General features: G+C 48.0%; 9 protein-coding genes. All 9 read left to right on the top strand.

Features of this window, described 5'->3' with window-relative positions; translation table 11 throughout:
* The first annotated feature begins 96 nt into the window (after positions 1-96).
* The 9 genes from IXB50_RS03150 to IXB50_RS03190 all read left to right on the top strand — a co-directional run bounded on the left by IXB50_RS03150 (position 97) and on the right by IXB50_RS03190 (position 18,327).
* Positions 97-1,524, top strand: a complete 1,428-nt coding sequence (locus IXB50_RS03150; RefSeq protein WP_215607483.1) for a dihydrolipoyl dehydrogenase family protein — start codon at positions 97-99, stop codon at positions 1,522-1,524.
* Positions 1,525-1,678: 154 nt separating this feature from the next.
* Positions 1,679-1,918: a hypothetical protein gene (locus tag IXB50_RS03155; protein ID WP_215607484.1), complete on the top strand. Its 240-nt coding sequence runs from the start codon at positions 1,679-1,681 to the stop codon at positions 1,916-1,918.
* A 976-nt stretch (positions 1,919-2,894) separates the two neighbouring features.
* Positions 2,895-3,653 carry a DUF928 domain-containing protein gene (locus tag IXB50_RS03160; protein WP_215607485.1) on the top strand — a complete coding sequence of 253 codons (759 nt, stop codon included), beginning with the start codon at positions 2,895-2,897 and terminating at the stop codon, positions 3,651-3,653.
* Positions 3,654-3,716: 63 nt separating this feature from the next.
* Positions 3,717-7,637 (top strand): CHAT domain-containing protein, encoded by a 3,921-nt coding sequence (locus IXB50_RS03165; protein WP_215607486.1) that lies wholly within the window; start codon positions 3,717-3,719, stop codon positions 7,635-7,637.
* A gap of 62 nt (positions 7,638-7,699) precedes the next feature.
* Positions 7,700-10,240: an EAL domain-containing protein gene (locus IXB50_RS03170; protein WP_215607487.1), complete on the top strand. Its 2,541-nt coding sequence runs from the start codon at positions 7,700-7,702 to the stop codon at positions 10,238-10,240.
* A 263-nt stretch (positions 10,241-10,503) separates the two neighbouring features.
* A complete protein-coding gene (gene speE / locus IXB50_RS03175; protein WP_215607488.1) occupies positions 10,504-11,787 on the top strand; it encodes a polyamine aminopropyltransferase in 1,284 nt (427 codons plus the stop codon).
* Position 11,788: 1 nt separating this feature from the next.
* Positions 11,789-12,886 (top strand): agmatinase family protein, encoded by a 1,098-nt coding sequence (locus IXB50_RS03180; protein ID WP_215607489.1) that lies wholly within the window; start codon positions 11,789-11,791, stop codon positions 12,884-12,886.
* A 151-nt stretch (positions 12,887-13,037) separates the two neighbouring features.
* Positions 13,038-15,224, top strand: a complete 2,187-nt coding sequence (locus tag IXB50_RS03185) for an NHLP family bacteriocin export ABC transporter peptidase/permease/ATPase subunit (RefSeq protein WP_215607490.1) — start codon at positions 13,038-13,040, stop codon at positions 15,222-15,224.
* A gap of 199 nt (positions 15,225-15,423) precedes the next feature.
* Positions 15,424-18,327, top strand: a complete 2,904-nt coding sequence (locus IXB50_RS03190; RefSeq protein WP_215607491.1) for an NHLP bacteriocin export ABC transporter permease/ATPase subunit — start codon at positions 15,424-15,426, stop codon at positions 18,325-18,327.
* Positions 18,328-18,383: the final 56 nt, after the last annotated feature.

Raw genomic sequence — 18,383 nt, forward strand, 5'->3', positions numbered from 1 at the left:
CAATAGCTTTAGTATTTTTTCTACAGGTTCTCAGCTAGGGTTCAGAAAGCACCTGTAGCTTTTCAAGTATGAAACCAACCAGGAGCATTATTAACGATGACAGTTGAGTACGATCTTGTAGTGATTGGCGGCGGATCTGCCGGACTTGTGGCCGCCAGTGCCGGGGCCCAGCTCAACGCTCGCATTGCCCTGGTCGAAAAGCATCTTCTGGGTGGCGATTGTCTCCACTATGGCTGTGTCCCTAGTAAGTCCCTCATCCATGCCGGACAGGTGGCCCATCACGTACGTACAGGATCTAAGTTTGGCATCTATACATCCACACCCACCATCAAGTTTGAAGAAGCCATCAATCACGTTCAGAATGTAATTGGCGTTATTCAAGAGCATGATTCAACAGAGCGATTTGAAGCTCTGGGTGTAGATGTATTTTATGGTTCTGGCCGGTTCACCGATTCACGCACCTTTGAAATCAATGGCCAGCAGTTAAAAGGCCGAAACTTTCTGATCGCGACCGGTTCTAGACCTGCCATTCCGCCCATTGAAGGCTTAAAGGAAACAGGCTTCTTAACCAATGAGCAGGTATTCTCCCTTAAAGAAAGACCCGACTCTTTAGCGGTGGTTGGCGCTGGTCCCATCGGCTGCGAACTCGGCCAATCCTTTGCCCGATTGGGTGCGGACGTTACCATTATCGCTAGTCGCGATCAAATCATGCCCAAGGAAGAACCTGAGGCTGCTGCTGTTGTGCAAAAACAGCTAGAGGCTGAAGGTATTCGAGTCCTAACCAAGAGTCGGGCCCAAAAAGTCGAGGTGATCGATGGGAAAAAGCATCTTTATGTGGGTGATCAAGTCGTCATAGTAGACGAGATTTTACTATCCACTGGTCGAGTCCCTAATGTAGAATCCCTTGGCCTGGAAGCGGCTGGCGTAGATGTCGGTAAAGCCGGTGTTAAGGTCAATGAAAAGCTCCAGACTAGCGTCCAGCATATCTACGGTGCAGGCGATGTCATTGGGGGCTATCAGTTTACCCATGTGGCGGGATACGAAGCCGCCGTGGTCATTCAAAATGCCCTATTTCTGGCCACCAAAAAAGCAGATTACCGGGTGATTCCCTGGGCCACCTTTACTGAACCTGAATTGTCCCGTGTTGGTTTAACAGAGACCCAAGCACGGGAGCGTTATGGTGATGACGTAGCCATCCTCAAACATGACTTCAAAGATGTGGATCGCGCCTTAGCCGAAGCAGCGGGACATGGATTTGCCAAATTCATTACCCGTAAAAATGGCGAGATTTTAGGAGCTCATATCGTTGGTCCCCATGCTGGTGAGCTGATCCATGAGGTTGTCTTAGCGATGAGCTACAAGATGAAAATCGATGCTATCAAGAGCATCATTCACGTTTACCCCACCCTGTCGGAGATTAATGCCAAGGCGGCTTTACAGCTAACTAAGCAAAGCTACGCTAAAAATGATCGATTACAGAATATCCTGCGGCGTTTCTTTAATTGGAGACGTTCTTTAGTTTAGGACAGGTTGAACGACATCCTAGGTCACTGGCATTCGGCATCTAAATCCTGTGTTTGGTGTGATCATCGTCATCTTCACCGTAAATTTACAGGGCTATCATAAATTCAATAGTTCCCTAATCAGCGCATCTACTGAATTTTACGAGGGTGTCACAATGCCTTTTTTACCTTTATTCATCGTCATCGGTATCTTCCTAGCGACAAGTAAAATTCTCCAACCCAATCATCATCAGCATTTTCAGTCAGCTTCTGATGATTACAATGAGCAACGGTTGAATCAAGCTCTAATTGATTACATTGCTCGTGAATCCAGAAGTAAGAGTAACTCTAGATACGGTAGTCAGTCCAACGCTAAGTCTGGGAAAAAGAGCTTAAAATCAGATAAGCGACGCTAATATCTAACGATTTTTCGATAACTGCACCTCAGCCGTCTTGAACCTGTTTCAAGGCGGTTTTTAGCTTTAGGCATCTGTTTAAAAGAATGGCGACACCGGTATGTTGAGTTATATAAATAATCCATTCTGTTATCTGTATATCCGATTAAGGAGCCATCAAAGCGTCTAATGATGGTTCTAATGATGGTTAATATCCCCTGATGTCACTTCATAAAAGTTAGATGTATGGCTAATGACAATCATCTATGAGCTGGGGTAAAGACTTGCCCAAAATGGTAACTTCAAGGATGGTTCAGGGCCCCAGCCTCCTGATGTGATCAGATTTCTGTACCCCCTACTCCGTATCCCCTACGTAGTTGAATTATTTGCAATTAGGCTACCGAGGAAATAAAATCATTGTATTCGCTTATTTTTATACAGGTCATCTACGCCAAATGGCGAAACTCTCTGGTTGACTTTTACGCAGGAAAATCTCTATAAGTGACTTCTTATTCTTAAAATATCCACACTAAAAAACTCTAATTGAGAGGTTTTTAGCGAATCTAAATCCCTTGATTTAAGTCGTGGATCTCTCTACTTTTGCCTAAATAGGGCTACGCATTTTCGCATAAAACACATAATCAGGTAAGTACTACCACGGTTTTGATCAGGGGGTTTGATGCCCTAGAAAAGTTACAGAGAGGCATGCATGGGGTGATTGAATTTAGCGTTACTGAATCTTTAGAATAGCTTGAACTGCCAAGCACTAGTCCATAGTGAACAGAACAGATTAAGACTATTCTCTACCTCAGCAACGACTTAAAATTCTGACTTCATCGATAGAATGTGAATGTAACTTTGTTTTTCTATCTGCGTCCAGTTTTATACGCTTTATTGGGCAGTATGTCTCCTATGGGGGATCTCTAATCTAAAGTCTCATAGAAGACTAACGATGCATATGCCATTTACCAACAGGACGTCAGATTCACTATCTCATATGACACTTTTTAATGTTTTATTTGCGCAAACTCCCTTGGAGTTTCCCAAGCGGTTTTGCCGATGCACTGCCCTAGGGCTAGTAATTGCACTAGGGGCACTATGTTTCTCTCCTACATTAGCTCAAGCTGAAGACGATCAGGTACGCCAGGGGTTGCCGGGTAGACGCATCAGCGGTGCGTCTCGGCTACCCACATCTGCCTGTGCTCAAAATGCTAATCCGCTAGTGGCTATTGTTCCTGAAACTAATTTGGGTACAACGGCGGTGGCAGAGCCAACACTGTGGCTCAGCGTGCCGAAAGTGACGACGGCTAAACAGCTAGAGTTTCGTTTGTTTAATGCTCAAGACAAGATTATTTATCAGACTAGCGTTACAGTAGAACCTACGGCTGACTTAATGGGGTTGGACCTAGGTACTATGACCAATGCGCCTAAACTAGAAGTCGCTCAGCGTTATCGTTGGACTGCTTCAATTATCTGTAATTCCAACAATCCCTCGGAAAATATTTCAGTAGAAGGATGGGTTGATCGCGTTGATGTATCTAACCCTGGCGGTACTGGTTCAGGGAGTATAGACCTCTGGTACGATCGATTAGGATTATTAGTTGAGGAACTTCAACGTCAGCCCCACAATCAGGATGTATTAAGCCAGTGGGAGACGCTGATGGCATCAGCAAGACTTGATCAAATCGTTCCTTTATCTGTAGATGCTGACTCTGTGGATATTACGTTACCCATAACCGTGGTCGAACCTGATTAGAGAGTCGCGACAGGAGCGAAACTGTTATGGCGCGTCCCAGTCACCGGAGCAGTAGCAATTGTCATGGACAGCTTGCAAGTGTTATGGCGCAGTCGCTTTCAAAAGATATGTGCTGTTGGGATAACCACTACAACCCTTTGGGCTGCGATTCATCAATGGGCTCATGGCCAAGTTATTTCGGCCCCAGACTCTATCCAAACCCAGGTTGTTCAACAAGGCAATCGGTTTGACATTGTTGGAGGGACTACTGCAGACGATGCTACGTTGCTATTCCATAGTTTTGAGCAGTTTGATTTAGACCGTGGTCATATCGCTGGATTCCAGGTAGCTCCTGGTATAAACACTGTTTTTGGCCGGATCACTAATGGCCTACCCTCCCATATCAATGGACTGGTTGAGGTAGAGGGTGCTCCAGCTAGTCTGTACTTGATGAATCCAGCTGGAGTTTTATTTGGACCTGATTCATCGATTAACTTGGCGGGTGATTTTGCCGTTTTAACGGCTGATCGGTTGGACTTTAGCCAAGGTAATTTTGCTTTAATGGGTCACCCCCATGGCGTGCAGGGTAATATTCTGCAACTGCATTTCAATCCTGACCACCCTGGTACCATTGTCAACTTGGGCGATCTTCAAGTTGAGGAGCATCATGCTTTATCTCTAATTGGTCATACTGTTGTTAATCATGGAACTTTAAAGGGTGGGGTCATTAACATCGCTGCTGTTGGTGCCCACAGTGATGTTCACCTTACCGAAGGGAGATTTCAGTTTTCTCCCGTACAGACTGTACAGACATTGCCACCGTGGCTGACGTCTGCTGGCACTGAGCATGCAGCCACGATAGAAATCGCTAAGAATGGATCGCTTTATCTGAGCGGATCATCACTACCAGAGCTGCCCCTTGGCACTGCGTTAGTCGATGGTGAACTGGTGGCAACCAATCGTATTCGGGTTTTAGGCGATCATGTTGCCACGATGGGAGCCACGCTACGTGCGACTGACGGTGGGCAAATTTTAATCGGTGGTGACTATCAGGGGAGTGGCGTCATACCCACTGCTCAATCCACCTTTATTGATGCTGCTACCACCATTATTGCCGATGGCGAGAGGGGGGGGCAGGTAGTTATTTGGTCCGATGAAATTACTCGATTTAGAGGCTCAATCAGTGCTCAAGGGGTGACAGCTGGTGGCAAAGTTGAGATATCGGGTAAGGAACAGCTTGACTTTGGCGGGCGAGTGGATCTGCGATCGCACGGTCCCCCAGGCACCCTCCTGCTGGATCCAGAGAATCTGGAGATCCGAGCCGGTAGCAATCCCAACGGTACTGACACCAGCGAGCCCGACGTTCTGTATGAAGATACCTTAGAATCCTCCATCATCGGCAATGTCAATTTAATCTTCCAAGCAGACGATGACATTACCATCGCCCCCCTCAGCGATGGTGCGTTAACCTTTACCCAGGGAATAGGTAGTATTAGCTTTTTGGCCGATGGAGATGGAGACGGCAATGGTAGTTTCACCATGGCCCCTGGCAATCGGATAGCGGCACCGGGGCAAGATCTGGTGATTAAAGCAGCTGACATTATCGCTGGTGACCTAGATACCAGCATATTTTCAGCGATTGACAATTCTGAGGGGGCTGGTGAGATTCGGTTGACGGCTACCCAAGGAAGCATCAATGGTGGCAATCTGACCGCTACAGCTCGCGGCGTTCTCAATAACAATGGCAACGGCGGCATGGTTGTTTTGTCGGTAGCTGACGCTATTACTGTTGGAGATATTACAACTGCCACTGCTGGCCTGAGTAACAATGGTAGTGCTGGTGCCATTACCCTCAATGGGCAGACGGGGACCATATCCACTGGTCTTTTAGACGCGAGCGCCTCAGGTAATAATAATACTGGAGCTGGAGGAGATATCACGCTCACGACGACAGACAGTATTACGATCGGTGATGTCATTTCATCAGCAAGTGCAACCACCAATAACTCAGGTGATGCCGGGGCTGTTGCCCTGACTAGTAGAGTAGGTAATATTACAACAGCTGCCATTGCTGCCGATACGAGAGCCGATAGTAGCAATACAGGCAACGGTGGGGCCATCTCTCTAAATGCGACCCAAGGGGCCATCTTGAGTCAACAAATCACGTCTACAACCGTTAGCCCTGATTTGGCATCAACCCAGGGAGGTGATGTCCAGCTTACGGCGGCGGACAACATTGTTATTGACTTTATTAATGTTGAGGGGGAGGGGCAAGGGGGAGATATTGACCTAACTACGCAACAGGCATTGCGAGTGTTGAAGCGTATTCCTGATAGGAATGCTCCCATTAGTCTGTTGACTACAGGAGATGGAGCCATTCGTTTAACCTATAACCTGGACCCAACGACTCCGTTTAATTTGGGTAATAGTGATATCCATGGAACATCGGGGAATATCACCACAGGGGTAGATACCTTGACGGCTCCGCAAACGGTTACCCAAATGATTAATTTGAGTACCATCAAACTCAATAATCTATTTGAGCTTCCCCCAGTATCCTCTCCTCTAGTTGAACCTCCCGTTTCCACACCAGACGCTCAGCCTAATCATCTCCCAACTCCTCAGGGATCGAAATCTCCATCATCAAACGATTCCTTGTCAGAAAATCCATCGTTAGAACAGCTATTCTCAGACAGTCTAAACCCATCTGAAATTGAGATTCTTGATGCTCTAAATAACAGACAAAATGAGACGAAGACTAACACCGAGAGAGAACGCGAAAGTGCCATTAGCAACGGCGAGCTGATCTGGGCCCAAATAGAAAATTCATTCTCGACCGACTTTGTCAAAGCCCTAAATTTACCCATGCCTGCAGCTCCATCGTTGCAGACCACTCAGCAGGCTTTAAAACAAGTGAGTGTGAATCAAGGTATTGCGCCAGCCCTGATGTATATCCGGCTCAAAGATACCCATATAGAACTTGTGTTGGTGAGTGGTGAGGGACCACCGGTATATCACCCCGTTGCGGTTAAGGCAGCAGACGTGCAAGCTGTCGTAGAGACCTTTCACCAAACCATTACCAATCCAGTATTGCGGTCTGCTCAATATTTACCCGCAGCACAGCAACTGTTTGATTGGTTGATTCGACCGATGTTAGACGATTTGGAAATGGCCAACATCGACCATATTGGCTTTATTTTGGATGCAGGGCTACGGTCTTTGCCGATGGCGGCACTCCATGATGGACAGCATTTTTTAATCGAGGACTATAGCATTGGATTGTTGCCTAGTGTCGGTTTGACCGCCCTAAGCACACCACCGGCTCTGGAGATATCATCGGGTGCTGAGGCGACCCTGGCTATGGGAATTGCCAATTTTGCAGAGCAGGCTGATCTAGCCGCTGTTCCTTTAGAACTGGAACTAGCCAGCCAAAGTCAGAGCGATGAACAGTACTTAGACCAGGAAGCAACCTTAGCCGCGCTAGAACATCGTTTAGCCCAAGGTAAATTCACGAATGTTCATCTCGCTACCCATGCTGTATTTCAACCGGGTAACTTAGATAATTCCTATGTTCAGCTTTGGGATCAAACGGTAAAGCTCAATCAGTTGCAAAAATTACCGCTTGATGAAATCGATTTCTTGATTTTGAGTGCCTGTGCTACAGCCCTTGGCGATCTATCGGCTGAATTTGGATTTGCCGGATTAGCGGTAAATGTCGGCGTGCAAACCGTTTTGGCTAGTCTGTGGTCCATTAGCGATGAAGGTACCCTGGGGCTAATGTCAGAATTTTATCGTGCCCTTGAGCCACCGTTAACCCGGAGTGCGGCATTGCGTCAGGCTCAAATCGCTATGCTGCAAGGCAAAATAGGCGTTACAGACGGTACCGTATACGGAGATGGGGAGCGTATAATTGGACATTTACCTGACTTAGAGGTCAGTGGTAGTTGGGATTTTAGTCATCCTGCTTATTGGTCTGGTTTCACGATGATTGGGCATCCTTGGTAAGCGCATCTATTGCCTGGTTGTCCGTTATTTTGAATCCAATTTACTTGATTCCCTACTCTTAGGTGGTCCTATTGCGCTTTGGTAGACTTTACCGACGTAGTTTTCGTTCATTTCAGCTGTTGCTATGGCGACAGCTGCAGCAATATGGGTATGTATTAATTGCCTGTGGCGTGGCCCTTTTTGTGATTGGAATCCGTCAGTTAGGAGGATTACAGGGGTTAGAGCTAAAAACATTTGATAGTCGAGTTCGCCATTATGCAACGGATGTAGAGTTGCCTGAAGTCATTGTTGTGGGAATTACTGAGGCGGATATTCGTCACCATAATCATTGGCCATTAAGTGATAATACGGTAGCGGAACTTTTAGAGCATCTACAGACCTATCAACCGGCAGCAATTGGGTTAGATATATATCGGGATATTGATCATCCTCCTGGGCGTGAACGTCTGGTCAGTCAGCTGACCAGGGAGAATGTCTATGGTGTTTATGATGTGGGTCTGAATCCGGCCCGGAGTAATCCTGCACCTCAAGGTATGGAGCACGACCGGACAGGGTTTGCAGATTTTGTTGCAGATACTGACGGGGTGATCCGACGCAACTTTATGTTTGCATCGATTAAACCTGATGAATTTTACTCTCTGGGATTGCGGCTCAGTCTACATGTTTTAAGACAGCGCTATGGTCCAGATATTTTTGAGAAGAGTTTGGATGGTCTGACAATTGCAGGCACATTGTTTCCTACGCTGAAACCCAATACCGGGGGATATCAGAATGAGGATACGGGTGGTTATCAGGTCATGTTTAAATATCAGACCCAAAATGATGCCATTCGCCAAGTCTCTTTAATGAGTGTGTTAAACGATGAGGTCGACCCCGATTGGTTTAAACATAAGGTGGTTTTGGTTGGGACCGTCGCTCCCAGCATTAAGGACACCTTTTTTACATCGCTCAATACTCAATCTAAGTCTAAGGCTACGACCCCTGGTGTGATTTTACATGCCCATGCTGTTAGCCAAATTTTGTCGGTGGTGGAGGGAAATCACGCTCTGATTTGGACCTGGAACCAATGGCAGGAAATGGTGTGGATTGGGTTTTGGTGTCTAATTGGCGGGGTATTAGTCTGGCATATTCAGCGATTTGTATTATTAACGTTGACCGGTGCGATCGCACTGATCATTCTGGTCAGTACTGGCTGGTTGGTATTTCTCTATGGAGGCTGGATTCCTATTGTCCCAGCGGTTTTAGGCTTTGCCATGGTGGTTAGTAGCACCATTACCTATCAGGTTTTCTATCGCACCTTTTACGATCCCCTCACCAGCCTTCCCAATCGAATTTCCAGTCTGAAACGGCTACAGCATTATCTAAATCAGCGCAATACCCCAGAACCGATGGTAGCTTTGCTGCTGATCGATTTGGATTTATTCAAATCAGTCAACGAAAGTCTAGGGGTCAATGTAGCCGATCGGTTATTACAGATCGTTGCAGAACGGATTGTTCAACAAATGCCTGGGGCTTCAGTGGCAAGGGTTGGAGGCGATCAATTTGCTGTGATCTTGCCAGCAATAGCCCATACCCAAGCAGCCATAGCGATGACTGATCGCCTGCAAAAAAGTCTGATGAGTTCGATTCATATTGATGGTCAGGCTGTGAGTACTACTATCAGTATTGGGATCGCACTGCATCAAAAGGGACAGGGCTATCGGGCCCATGAACTTTTGCAAGATGCCCACCGAGCCCTTGGCAAAGCTAAAAACCTGGGTCGTGATCGCCATGAAGTCTTTAATGAGGACATGCGGACCCACTCGGTTTCTCAGTTTCAGTTGGAAATGGAACTGCGTCGTGCTGGCGAAGGTGAGCAGTTTCAGCTGTACTATCAACCCATTATAGATTTGGTCTCTGGCGAAATTGCCGGGTTTGAAGCCTTAATCCGTTGGCAACACCCTGAACGGGGGACAGTTCCCCCCAATGACTTTATTGGTATTGCCGAAGATACAGGGATCATTTTAACCATGGGAGACTGGATTCTAGATGAAGCCTGTCGTCAAATTCGACAGTGGCAACAGCTATTCCCCAAGGTCAACCCTCTATTTATTGGCGTCAATCTCTCCAGTCGTCAGTTTGTGCAACAAGATCTTGCAACGACGATTGCGTCGGTTGTTCAGGAGCATCAAATTGATCCCCGTGGTCTCAAATTAGAACTGACAGAAAGTGTGGCTATGGAGGATGTCGACTCAGCTATCCTACAGCTCCTCAAGTTGAAGAATAGGGGATTACACATTAGTCTTGACGATTTTGGAACGGGTTATTCATCCTTGAGTTATCTCCATCGGCTACCGATTGACTCCCTGAAAATCGACAAGTCATTTGTTGATCGGATGGAAATTATTAGTGAAAATGCAGATATTGTTGGCACCATTGTTTCCTTAGGTCATCGTCTCAAGTTAGATATTATTGCTGAAGGCGTAGAAACGATGGCTCAAGCACGTCTGCTAAAACAACTGGAGTGTCAATATGCCCAGGGGTACTTCTTTGCTAAACCGTTGCCCAGGGAGGCAGCGGCTCAACTTCTGATTCAAGATAAGCACTGGCATATTGAGAAGTAGTGTTGGTTGAAGGGCACTGTGCGCTTTCGTCGAGCTACAGGCCATCTATTATTTTTTTATAGAGAATTGTTATAACAACTAGACTTGTTCAAGTTTATCCATTTAGTTATAAACTGATTGAGCTAAGTTACTTGAACAGTCTGCTATTGGTCTTTATCTCTTTACTTTCTGGTTCGTCTTTGCTCTGGGTTCATCGTTGGCATCGAGACTGTTCGATTCTCCTGAGGGTAACTTTTAGATAGGTTGTATCGGGTTTTACGTTCATGAAATCTCTTGGTCGCCATATTTTAGTTGAATTCCACGGCTGTTCTTCAGAAATACTTAATGATGTGCCATGTATAGAATCCAGCATGGTCAATGCGGCTAAAGAGTCAGGGGCTACCATTATCAGTTCTGTATTTCATCATTTCTCACCCTTTGGTGTATCAGGGGTCGTGGTTATTCAGGAAAGCCACCTGGCAATTCATACCTGGCCAGAATATCGCTATGCTGCGGTAGATCTATTTACCTGCGGTGATTCGGTCAATCCGTGGACGTCTTATAAAATTCTCAAGCAAGCGTTTCAGGCTGAACATGGCTCAGCTGTGGAGATTAATCGAGGCCAACTGGATCTTTTAGAAAAAGCTAGTATTGAATTGGGAGAACTCCGTAATGAAGCTACGCAGCAGCTAATAGTCCCCAAATATAGTCGCAGCGTTTGGTTTACGGATCGCAACGAAAATATGGCCTTGTCGATTCGGCATAAGGGGGACTGCTTATTTCGAGAGAAGTCTCCCTATCAGACTGTTGAGGTGTTTGACACATTTGAATATGGCAAGCTATTGGCCGTTGACAAGATGGTCATGTGTAGTGAAAAGGATGAGAAGGCCTATCATGAAATGATTATTCATGTGCCGATGGTGATAGAGCCACATGTGAAGAATGTTTTGGTGATTGGCGGTGGTGATGGTGGTAGCATTCGTGAGATTTTGCGGCATGCTCATGTTGAGCGCGTCACCATGGTAGAAATTGATGAGGCTGTTGTGAGGGCATCTAAAGAATTTTTGCCTAGTTTATCCTCGGCCTTTGATCATCCTAAACTTAAATTGATTATCGATGACGGTATTGAATATGTGAAGCAGTCGCCTGAGAATCACTTTGATATGATTGTTGTGGATTCATCTGATCCAGTAGGGCCTGCTGAGGGGTTATTCTCGAAAGAATTTTATCAGGATGTATATCGTTGCCTGCGGCCAGGAGGGGTGATGACGGCCCAAAGTGAGTCGCCTCACTTTAACCAGAAGGCATTTGTGGAACTAAATCACTGTCTCAAGGAGATTTTTGATCCTAAGAGTGTGTTTTGTTATTTAGCTTTTATTCCCACCTATCCTACTGGTATGTGGAGCTTTACCTACTGCACAAAGGGAGGCAAACATCCTGTGACAGATTTAGATCAACAGCGGTCCCAGCAGATTTCTAAGGAATTTAATCTACAGTATTACAACAGTAATATTCACGGGGCGGCGTTTTGTCTGCCCACATTTATTAGCACCATGCTTGGGGAATAGTATGGGTAAACAGTCTCAGTCTGGAAATATCTCTTCTGAGTCGGATCAAAGTGTTTTAGATAAAATTGTCAACTTTGATCCGGGGGGAGTGGGTGAAGTCAATGGCAACTTATTTGGGTTTCCCCATGACTATACCCATGCCAGTACGGTGGTGATTGGGGTGCCTTGGGATGTGACGACGTCCTATCAGGATGGAACCTGTCAAGGGCCAGCGGCCATTTTGCGGGCGTCGCCCCAGCTTGATTTTTACGATTTTGATAATCCAGAGGCATGGCGACAGGGGATCTACATGCTGCCGATTCCTGAGTGGTTGCTGGCTGAGAATCGACGGTTACGACCGGATGCGATCGCAATTATCCGCGAGGCCGAGCAAGGCATTACGGCTAAGGATAACCCTGACTTGGCCACAGCCCTGGAGCGCGTAAACCAGGGCTGTCGCACCATGAGCCGTTGGGTTAGCGAGCAGACTCAAGCAGCCCTAACACAGCAAAAAAAGATCATCATCATGGGTGGTGACCATAGTGTCCCCTTGGGAGGGTTAGAAGCCCTGGCTCAGGAATATCTCAGTTTTGGTATCCTCCATTTGGATGCCCATGGTGATCTGCGCAATGCCTATGAAGGATTTCAGGAGTCCCATGCCTCCATTATGTTTAATGCGATGCAGCTACCCCAAATTTCAAAGCTGGTGCAGGTGGGCATTCGGGATATTTCCCATGGTGAAATGGCGTTTATCCAGCAGTCCGGTGGTCGGATTGTGCTCTATCTGGATACTCAGCTCAGACAGGCAGCCTATGCTGGCCAGAGTTGGCTGCAGCAGTGCCAGGCCATTGTCAGTAACTTGCCCGAGCATGTTTATATCAGCTGTGATGTGGATGGACTGGATCCAAAGCTATGTCCCCATACGGGGACTCCTGTACCAGGGGGTCTAAATCTTGAGGAAGTCTATTGCCTATGGCGTGAAGTGGTGCGCAGCGGTCGACATATTATTGGTTGTGACATCTGTGAGACGGGCAACCACGAGTGGGACGGCAATGTCAGCGCTCGCATTCTCTACAAGCTATTTAGCTTTATGAATATGGACGCATTGAGTGGTCGGTAGCTTCGGCGTCCCAAGTTAAGAAGTATTGACTTCTCAACGTTTTCTAATTATTTAATCAGATGCTTGTTCAGATGCTGCTCCAATGGTGATTGAGTTGCTAAAACTGGGGTTGAGTATTCACTTATAAGCTTTCTATTAGAGGAGTATTTGGATGGCGCGTCGGATTAATTCGCCAACAGTCTTGCAGATGGAAGCGGTGGAATGTGGTGCTGCTGCCCTCAGTATGGTGTTGGGCTACTACGGGCGCTATGTGCCATTGGCCGAGTTGCGCCATGCCTGTGGTGTGTCGCGGGACGGGGTGACGGCAGCGAACGTACTTAAGGCGGCACGGACCTATGGACTAGAGGCGAAGGGCTTTAAGAAAAGTCTGGATAGTTTAGAACAGCTCAAGCCACCGTTCATCGTATTCTGGCATTTCAACCACTTTTTGGTGGTAGATGGATTTGAGGCTAACCATGTCCGGCTTAATGATCCAGCGACGGGTCCGCGTCGAGTCACCCGGCAAGAATTTGATGAAGGTTATACGGGGATCGCCCTGACATTTACCCCCACTGAGGCATTCGAGCCGGGGGGGCTGAAACCCAACGTGATCGGCTCCCTGGTACGGCGACTGGCAGGTTCGACGGGGGCGCTACTCTATTGCACGTTGGCAGGTTTTTTGCTGGTATTGCCCAGGCTGGCGCTGCCTGCGTTTAGTCGCATCTATATTGACAATATTCTGTTGGCCAAGCGTCTGGACTGGTTGCCCTATGTGCTGGTAGGGATTGCCCTGATAGTAATAGTCCAGGCCCTGTTGACCACGCTGCAGCTGCGCTTTTTGCGGGCACTCAAGATTAAGCTGGCGGTGGGTATGGCCAGCCGCTTTGTGTGGCATGTGCTGCAGCTGCCGGTGGGGTTCTATGCCCAGCGATTTGCGGGGGAGATCAGCGGTCGGATTAGTCTGAATGACAGTGTGGCGACGGTGCTGTCGGGGCGACTGACGACGACGATTATTAGCTCGGTGATGATCGTGTTTTATGCGATCGCAATGCTCCAGTATGATATCCCCCTCACCATTATCGTCATCTCCTTTGCCATCATTAATGTCGGCGTTTTACAGTGGGTATCCCGCCAGCGTAAGGATGCCAACCTACGACTGGTGCAAGAATACGGTAAAGCCTCAGGTATTGCTGTAGCCGGGTTGCAAGGAATGGAAACCCTCAAGGCAGGAGGGCTAGAGTCTGACTTTTTTGCTCGCTGGGCTGGTTATCACACCAAGGCGGTCAATGCTCAGCAGAACCTGGGATTAGCCAACCGGGTGATTGGTTTACTACCCTCGCTACTGTCTACATTAGCTGCGCTATCCTTGCTGATCATTGGCGGTTGGCGGATTATCCACGGCAGTCTCACTGTCGGTATGTTGGTAGCTTTTCAACTATTGATGCAAAGCTTCCAGGGACCGGTGAATGCCCTAGTGCAATTTGCCGGGACATTACAAACACTGCAGGGCAATCTCGACCGTTTGGATGATGTCCTGGAAAATGAGACAGATATCGCTTTTTGTCAGCACTGTAAGCACAATGTCTCCGAAGCAGAGGAAGCGGTCAATAATCATCGTCTTTCAGGGGCGGTGGAGATTCAAAATCTTTCCTTTGGCTATAGCCCATTGGATCCCCCTTTAATTGATGACTTCAATCTGACGATTAAGCCAGGGCAGCGAGTTGCCTTAGTTGGCGGTAGCGGCTCGGGTAAATCTACGCTAGCTCGGGTGATTGCTGGGCTTTATCAGCCGAGAAGTGGTGACGTTTGCTTTGATGGCCGACCCCGACAAGAGATTTCTCAAGCGACATTAACAAACTCCATTGCTATGGTGGAGCAGGATATTTTGTTGTTTGCCGGTAGCGTGCGGGATAATCTCACACTTTGGGATGATACGGTATCTGATCAAGACTTAAAGCAGGCTTGTCGAGATGCGGCGATTGAAGACGTGATTTTGGCAATGCCCTATGGGTATGATGCCAAATTGTTAGAAGGGGGACAGAACCTTAGTGGTGGTCAACGGCAGCGGCTGGAGATTGCACGGGCATTGGTGAGTAATCCATCGATTTTGATTATGGATGAAGCGACAAGCGCGCTGGATACGGAGACTGAGAAGATGATTGATCAGAATCTACGACGACGTGGCTGTACGTGCATTATTGTTGCCCATCGATTGAGTACGATTCGGGATGCGGATGAGATTATTGTGTTGGATCGAGGAAAGGTGGTGCAAAGGGGGAACCATGATGAGCTTTGGCAAAAGGAAGGTCATTATGGGGATTTGATTCGGAGTTCGGGGACGGCATTGGCGGCTGTCTAGTGAGAGGATTTTGGGGAGGATTGGAAAAATAATGCAATACTCAAGGCAAAAACCGATGCTTTATCCCCTCCTGGGAGGGGCTCCGGGGTGGGTTAGCCATTGTTGCTAACTCTCGATACTCCCCATCCTTTTAGTCACCTTTCTCCAGAGAGGATTTAACTTAAACACCTTTTTCTTCTTAGACACCTTATTAAATCCCATGGTTCTTGCAGATTCACAAAGTACGTCTAATACGTCTGACATTTATTCTATTAACAGTAATGATGTTTTTCCTTTGCTGTCTTCCGGACTTTGGCGAGTAAAGTCTGGTCGCCTGGGCATATTTGCTGTGGGTTGGAAGAATGGCGAACCTGTGGGTGAACGTCGCTACCTGTGGACGGTAGATGTCGGGGATTTGATCATTGAGACTGAAGCGCGGTCGTGTGATCTAGCCTTAGTGGCGGTGGGGTTTGAGGCGAGTGAGATCGAACCTATTGCTAGGGACGCAGATGCTAATGGAGATGGGGGGATTTGTGGCCATGTGACGATACCGTTGCTGAGGCAGGTTGAGCGATGGGTGGGGGGTCTGACTCAGGTGAAGGGATTTCCTGGGAGGTCGATTGCAGAGGTGTCTGAGATTGTTGGGACGGTAAGTCTTGAACCGACTGGAGGATATAGTCCCAAGGCCGCAATGATGTGGGTAAAGCCAACAACGAACCAAGCTTATTGGTTGGATGTGGAGCAGTTTGTGCTGGATCCTTCGTCTCCCTTATTTCCAATTTCACGGACGACTTGGTTACAGGCTCCAGATCAGCCAGTGGAATTAGAGGTTGTCTCAGCTGACCAACTTTGTTCAAAGAGTTCCTATAAGGAATTTATGCGGGGGTTAAACCTGTTTCACCAATATGCATTGGAGGTGATCAACGAGGGTTGGGAAACTGATCGCCAACGGGGGGAACAACAGTTTACAGCTCGGCAGCAGTTGAACCAGGATGTCACTCAAACGACGCTACAGGGGTTGGTTTCGGTACTACAGCCTAGTTCGGGGGATTATTTGTTAGCGGACACGCCGCTGTTGAGAGTGGCGGGGGCTGTGGGCCATGCCTTAGGCTTGAAGATTGAACCGTCGGCGGAGTCTGAGCAGGCCCAGCAGGTGAAAGAGCCCTTGGAAGCCATTGCCAGAGCGTCTCAGCTACGCATGCGGCAGGTGCTGTTGCGGGGTCGCTGGTGGCGGCAGGATGCGGGACCGTTGGTGGCTTACACTCAAGATGGACGTCGTCCGGTGGCGTTGATACCAGTGCGGCAGACTCACTATGAGCTACTAGAGGCGAGTGGTAAGCGAGTGGCTGTCAATGAGACCGTGGCGAGAACGGTGGAACCGGTGGCGTTTATGTTTTATCGCCCTTTGCCTGAGGGGCATTTGACGGCCTGGGATTTACTGAAGTTTGCGTTTCAAGGCCGTCAGAGAGACTTAATGATAGTAGGTTTGGCAGGTGTTGTTGTGACCCTGCTGGGCATGGTGTTGCCCCAGATGACGGCAGTGCTGGTGGACGATGCGATTCCGTTTGGTAGTGAAGGGTTGCTATTCCAAATTGGTTTGGCGTTAGTGGCGGTGGCCATTGGTCGGGCTAGTTTTCAGCTCGTGCAGGCGATTACCACCATGCGCTTAGAAACAGGGTCTGATGTGGCATTGCAGGCGGCCGTGTGGGATCGCTTGTTAAAGCTCCAGACGTCGTTTTTTAGGGACTATGCCACAGGCGATTTGCTATCGCGGGTGTCAAGCATTACGTCGATTCGGCGGTTGCTTAGTGGTTCGGCCTTGGATGCGATTTTGTCAGGAACGTTTGCGCTACTGAATTTGGGGTTGTTGTTTTATTACAGTGGGAAGTTGGCTGCACTGGCGCTGGCAGTGGCGCTGTTGATCATGGTTGTTACTGTGACTTCTGGGGCATTTTTACTCAAGAAACAGCGGCCTATGCTGGAGATTCGAGGAGAACTATATGGTCTGATGGTACAGCTGATCAATGGGGTCTCAAAGCTGCGGATTGCTGGAGCGGAGTCGCGGGCGTTTGCTCAATGGGGTAATAAGTATCGTCGACTGTTGGAGATAGAACTAAGTACCCAGCGATTGGAAGACTCAGTCAATGTGTTTAATACGGTTATTCCCACCGTGACGACGATTGCTCTGTTTTGGGTGGCCAGTACGCTGGTGGGACCATTTGAACTATCGACGGGGCGATTTCTGGCATTTAATGCGGCCTTTGCCATATTCATTAGCGGTATCACCAATCTGAGTTTGACGATGATCGATGTGATGGATGTGATTCCATTGTGGATGCGATCGCAACCTATCCTCGAAGCGTCTCCTGAGGTCACCACTGAAAAAAATGATCCGGGGGCATTATCGGGAGCCTTTTGCATGGATCATGTAACGTTTCGTTATCGAGATGACGGGCCGCTAATTCTCAATGATGTCAAGGTAGAGGCTAAGCCTGGAGAGTTTATTGCTTTAGTGGGTCCGTCTGGCTCGGGTAAGTCAACGGTGTTACGGCTATTATTGGGCTTTGAGAAACCTCAATCAGGTACTGTGTACTTTGATGGTCGGGATATGGCTGGCTTGAATTTGACCGCTGTGCGGCGACAGCTGGGGGTGGTTTTGCAGAATGGTCATATCAGCGCTGGATCGATTTTTGAGAATATCTCAGGTGGGGCATTGATTACCCAGGATGATGCTTGGCGAGCGGCTGAGATGGCTGGGTTTGCGGATGATGTGCGTAATTTTCCGATGCAGCTACATACGGTGGTGAGTGAGGGGGGCGGTAATCTATCTGGGGGGCAGCGGCAGCGGTTGATTATCGCGAGGGCTTTGGCGCTAAATCCAAAATTGTTGTTGTTGGATGAGGCAACCAGTGCTTTGGATAATAAGACTCAGGCGATTGTGAGTGAGAGTCTTGATCAGCTGAATGTTACCCGTGTGGTGGTGGCTCACCGATTGAGTACGATTCGGAATGCTGATCGGATTTATGTGATTAAGGCTGGACGGGTGGTGCAGGTCGGTAGCTTTGATGAGTTGGCCAAGCAGCCCGGTGTTTTTGCCGAACTGATTAAACGACAGTTAGCGTAAGACCCGACTGAGTGATGAACGAGGCGGTATTGGCGTTTGCTCTTTGGGGGTAGGTG

The organism is Leptothoe spongobia TAU-MAC 1115 (genome assembly GCF_018739885.1).
Taxonomy (GTDB): Bacteria; Cyanobacteriota; Cyanobacteriia; order Phormidesmidales; family Phormidesmidaceae; genus Leptothoe; species Leptothoe spongobia.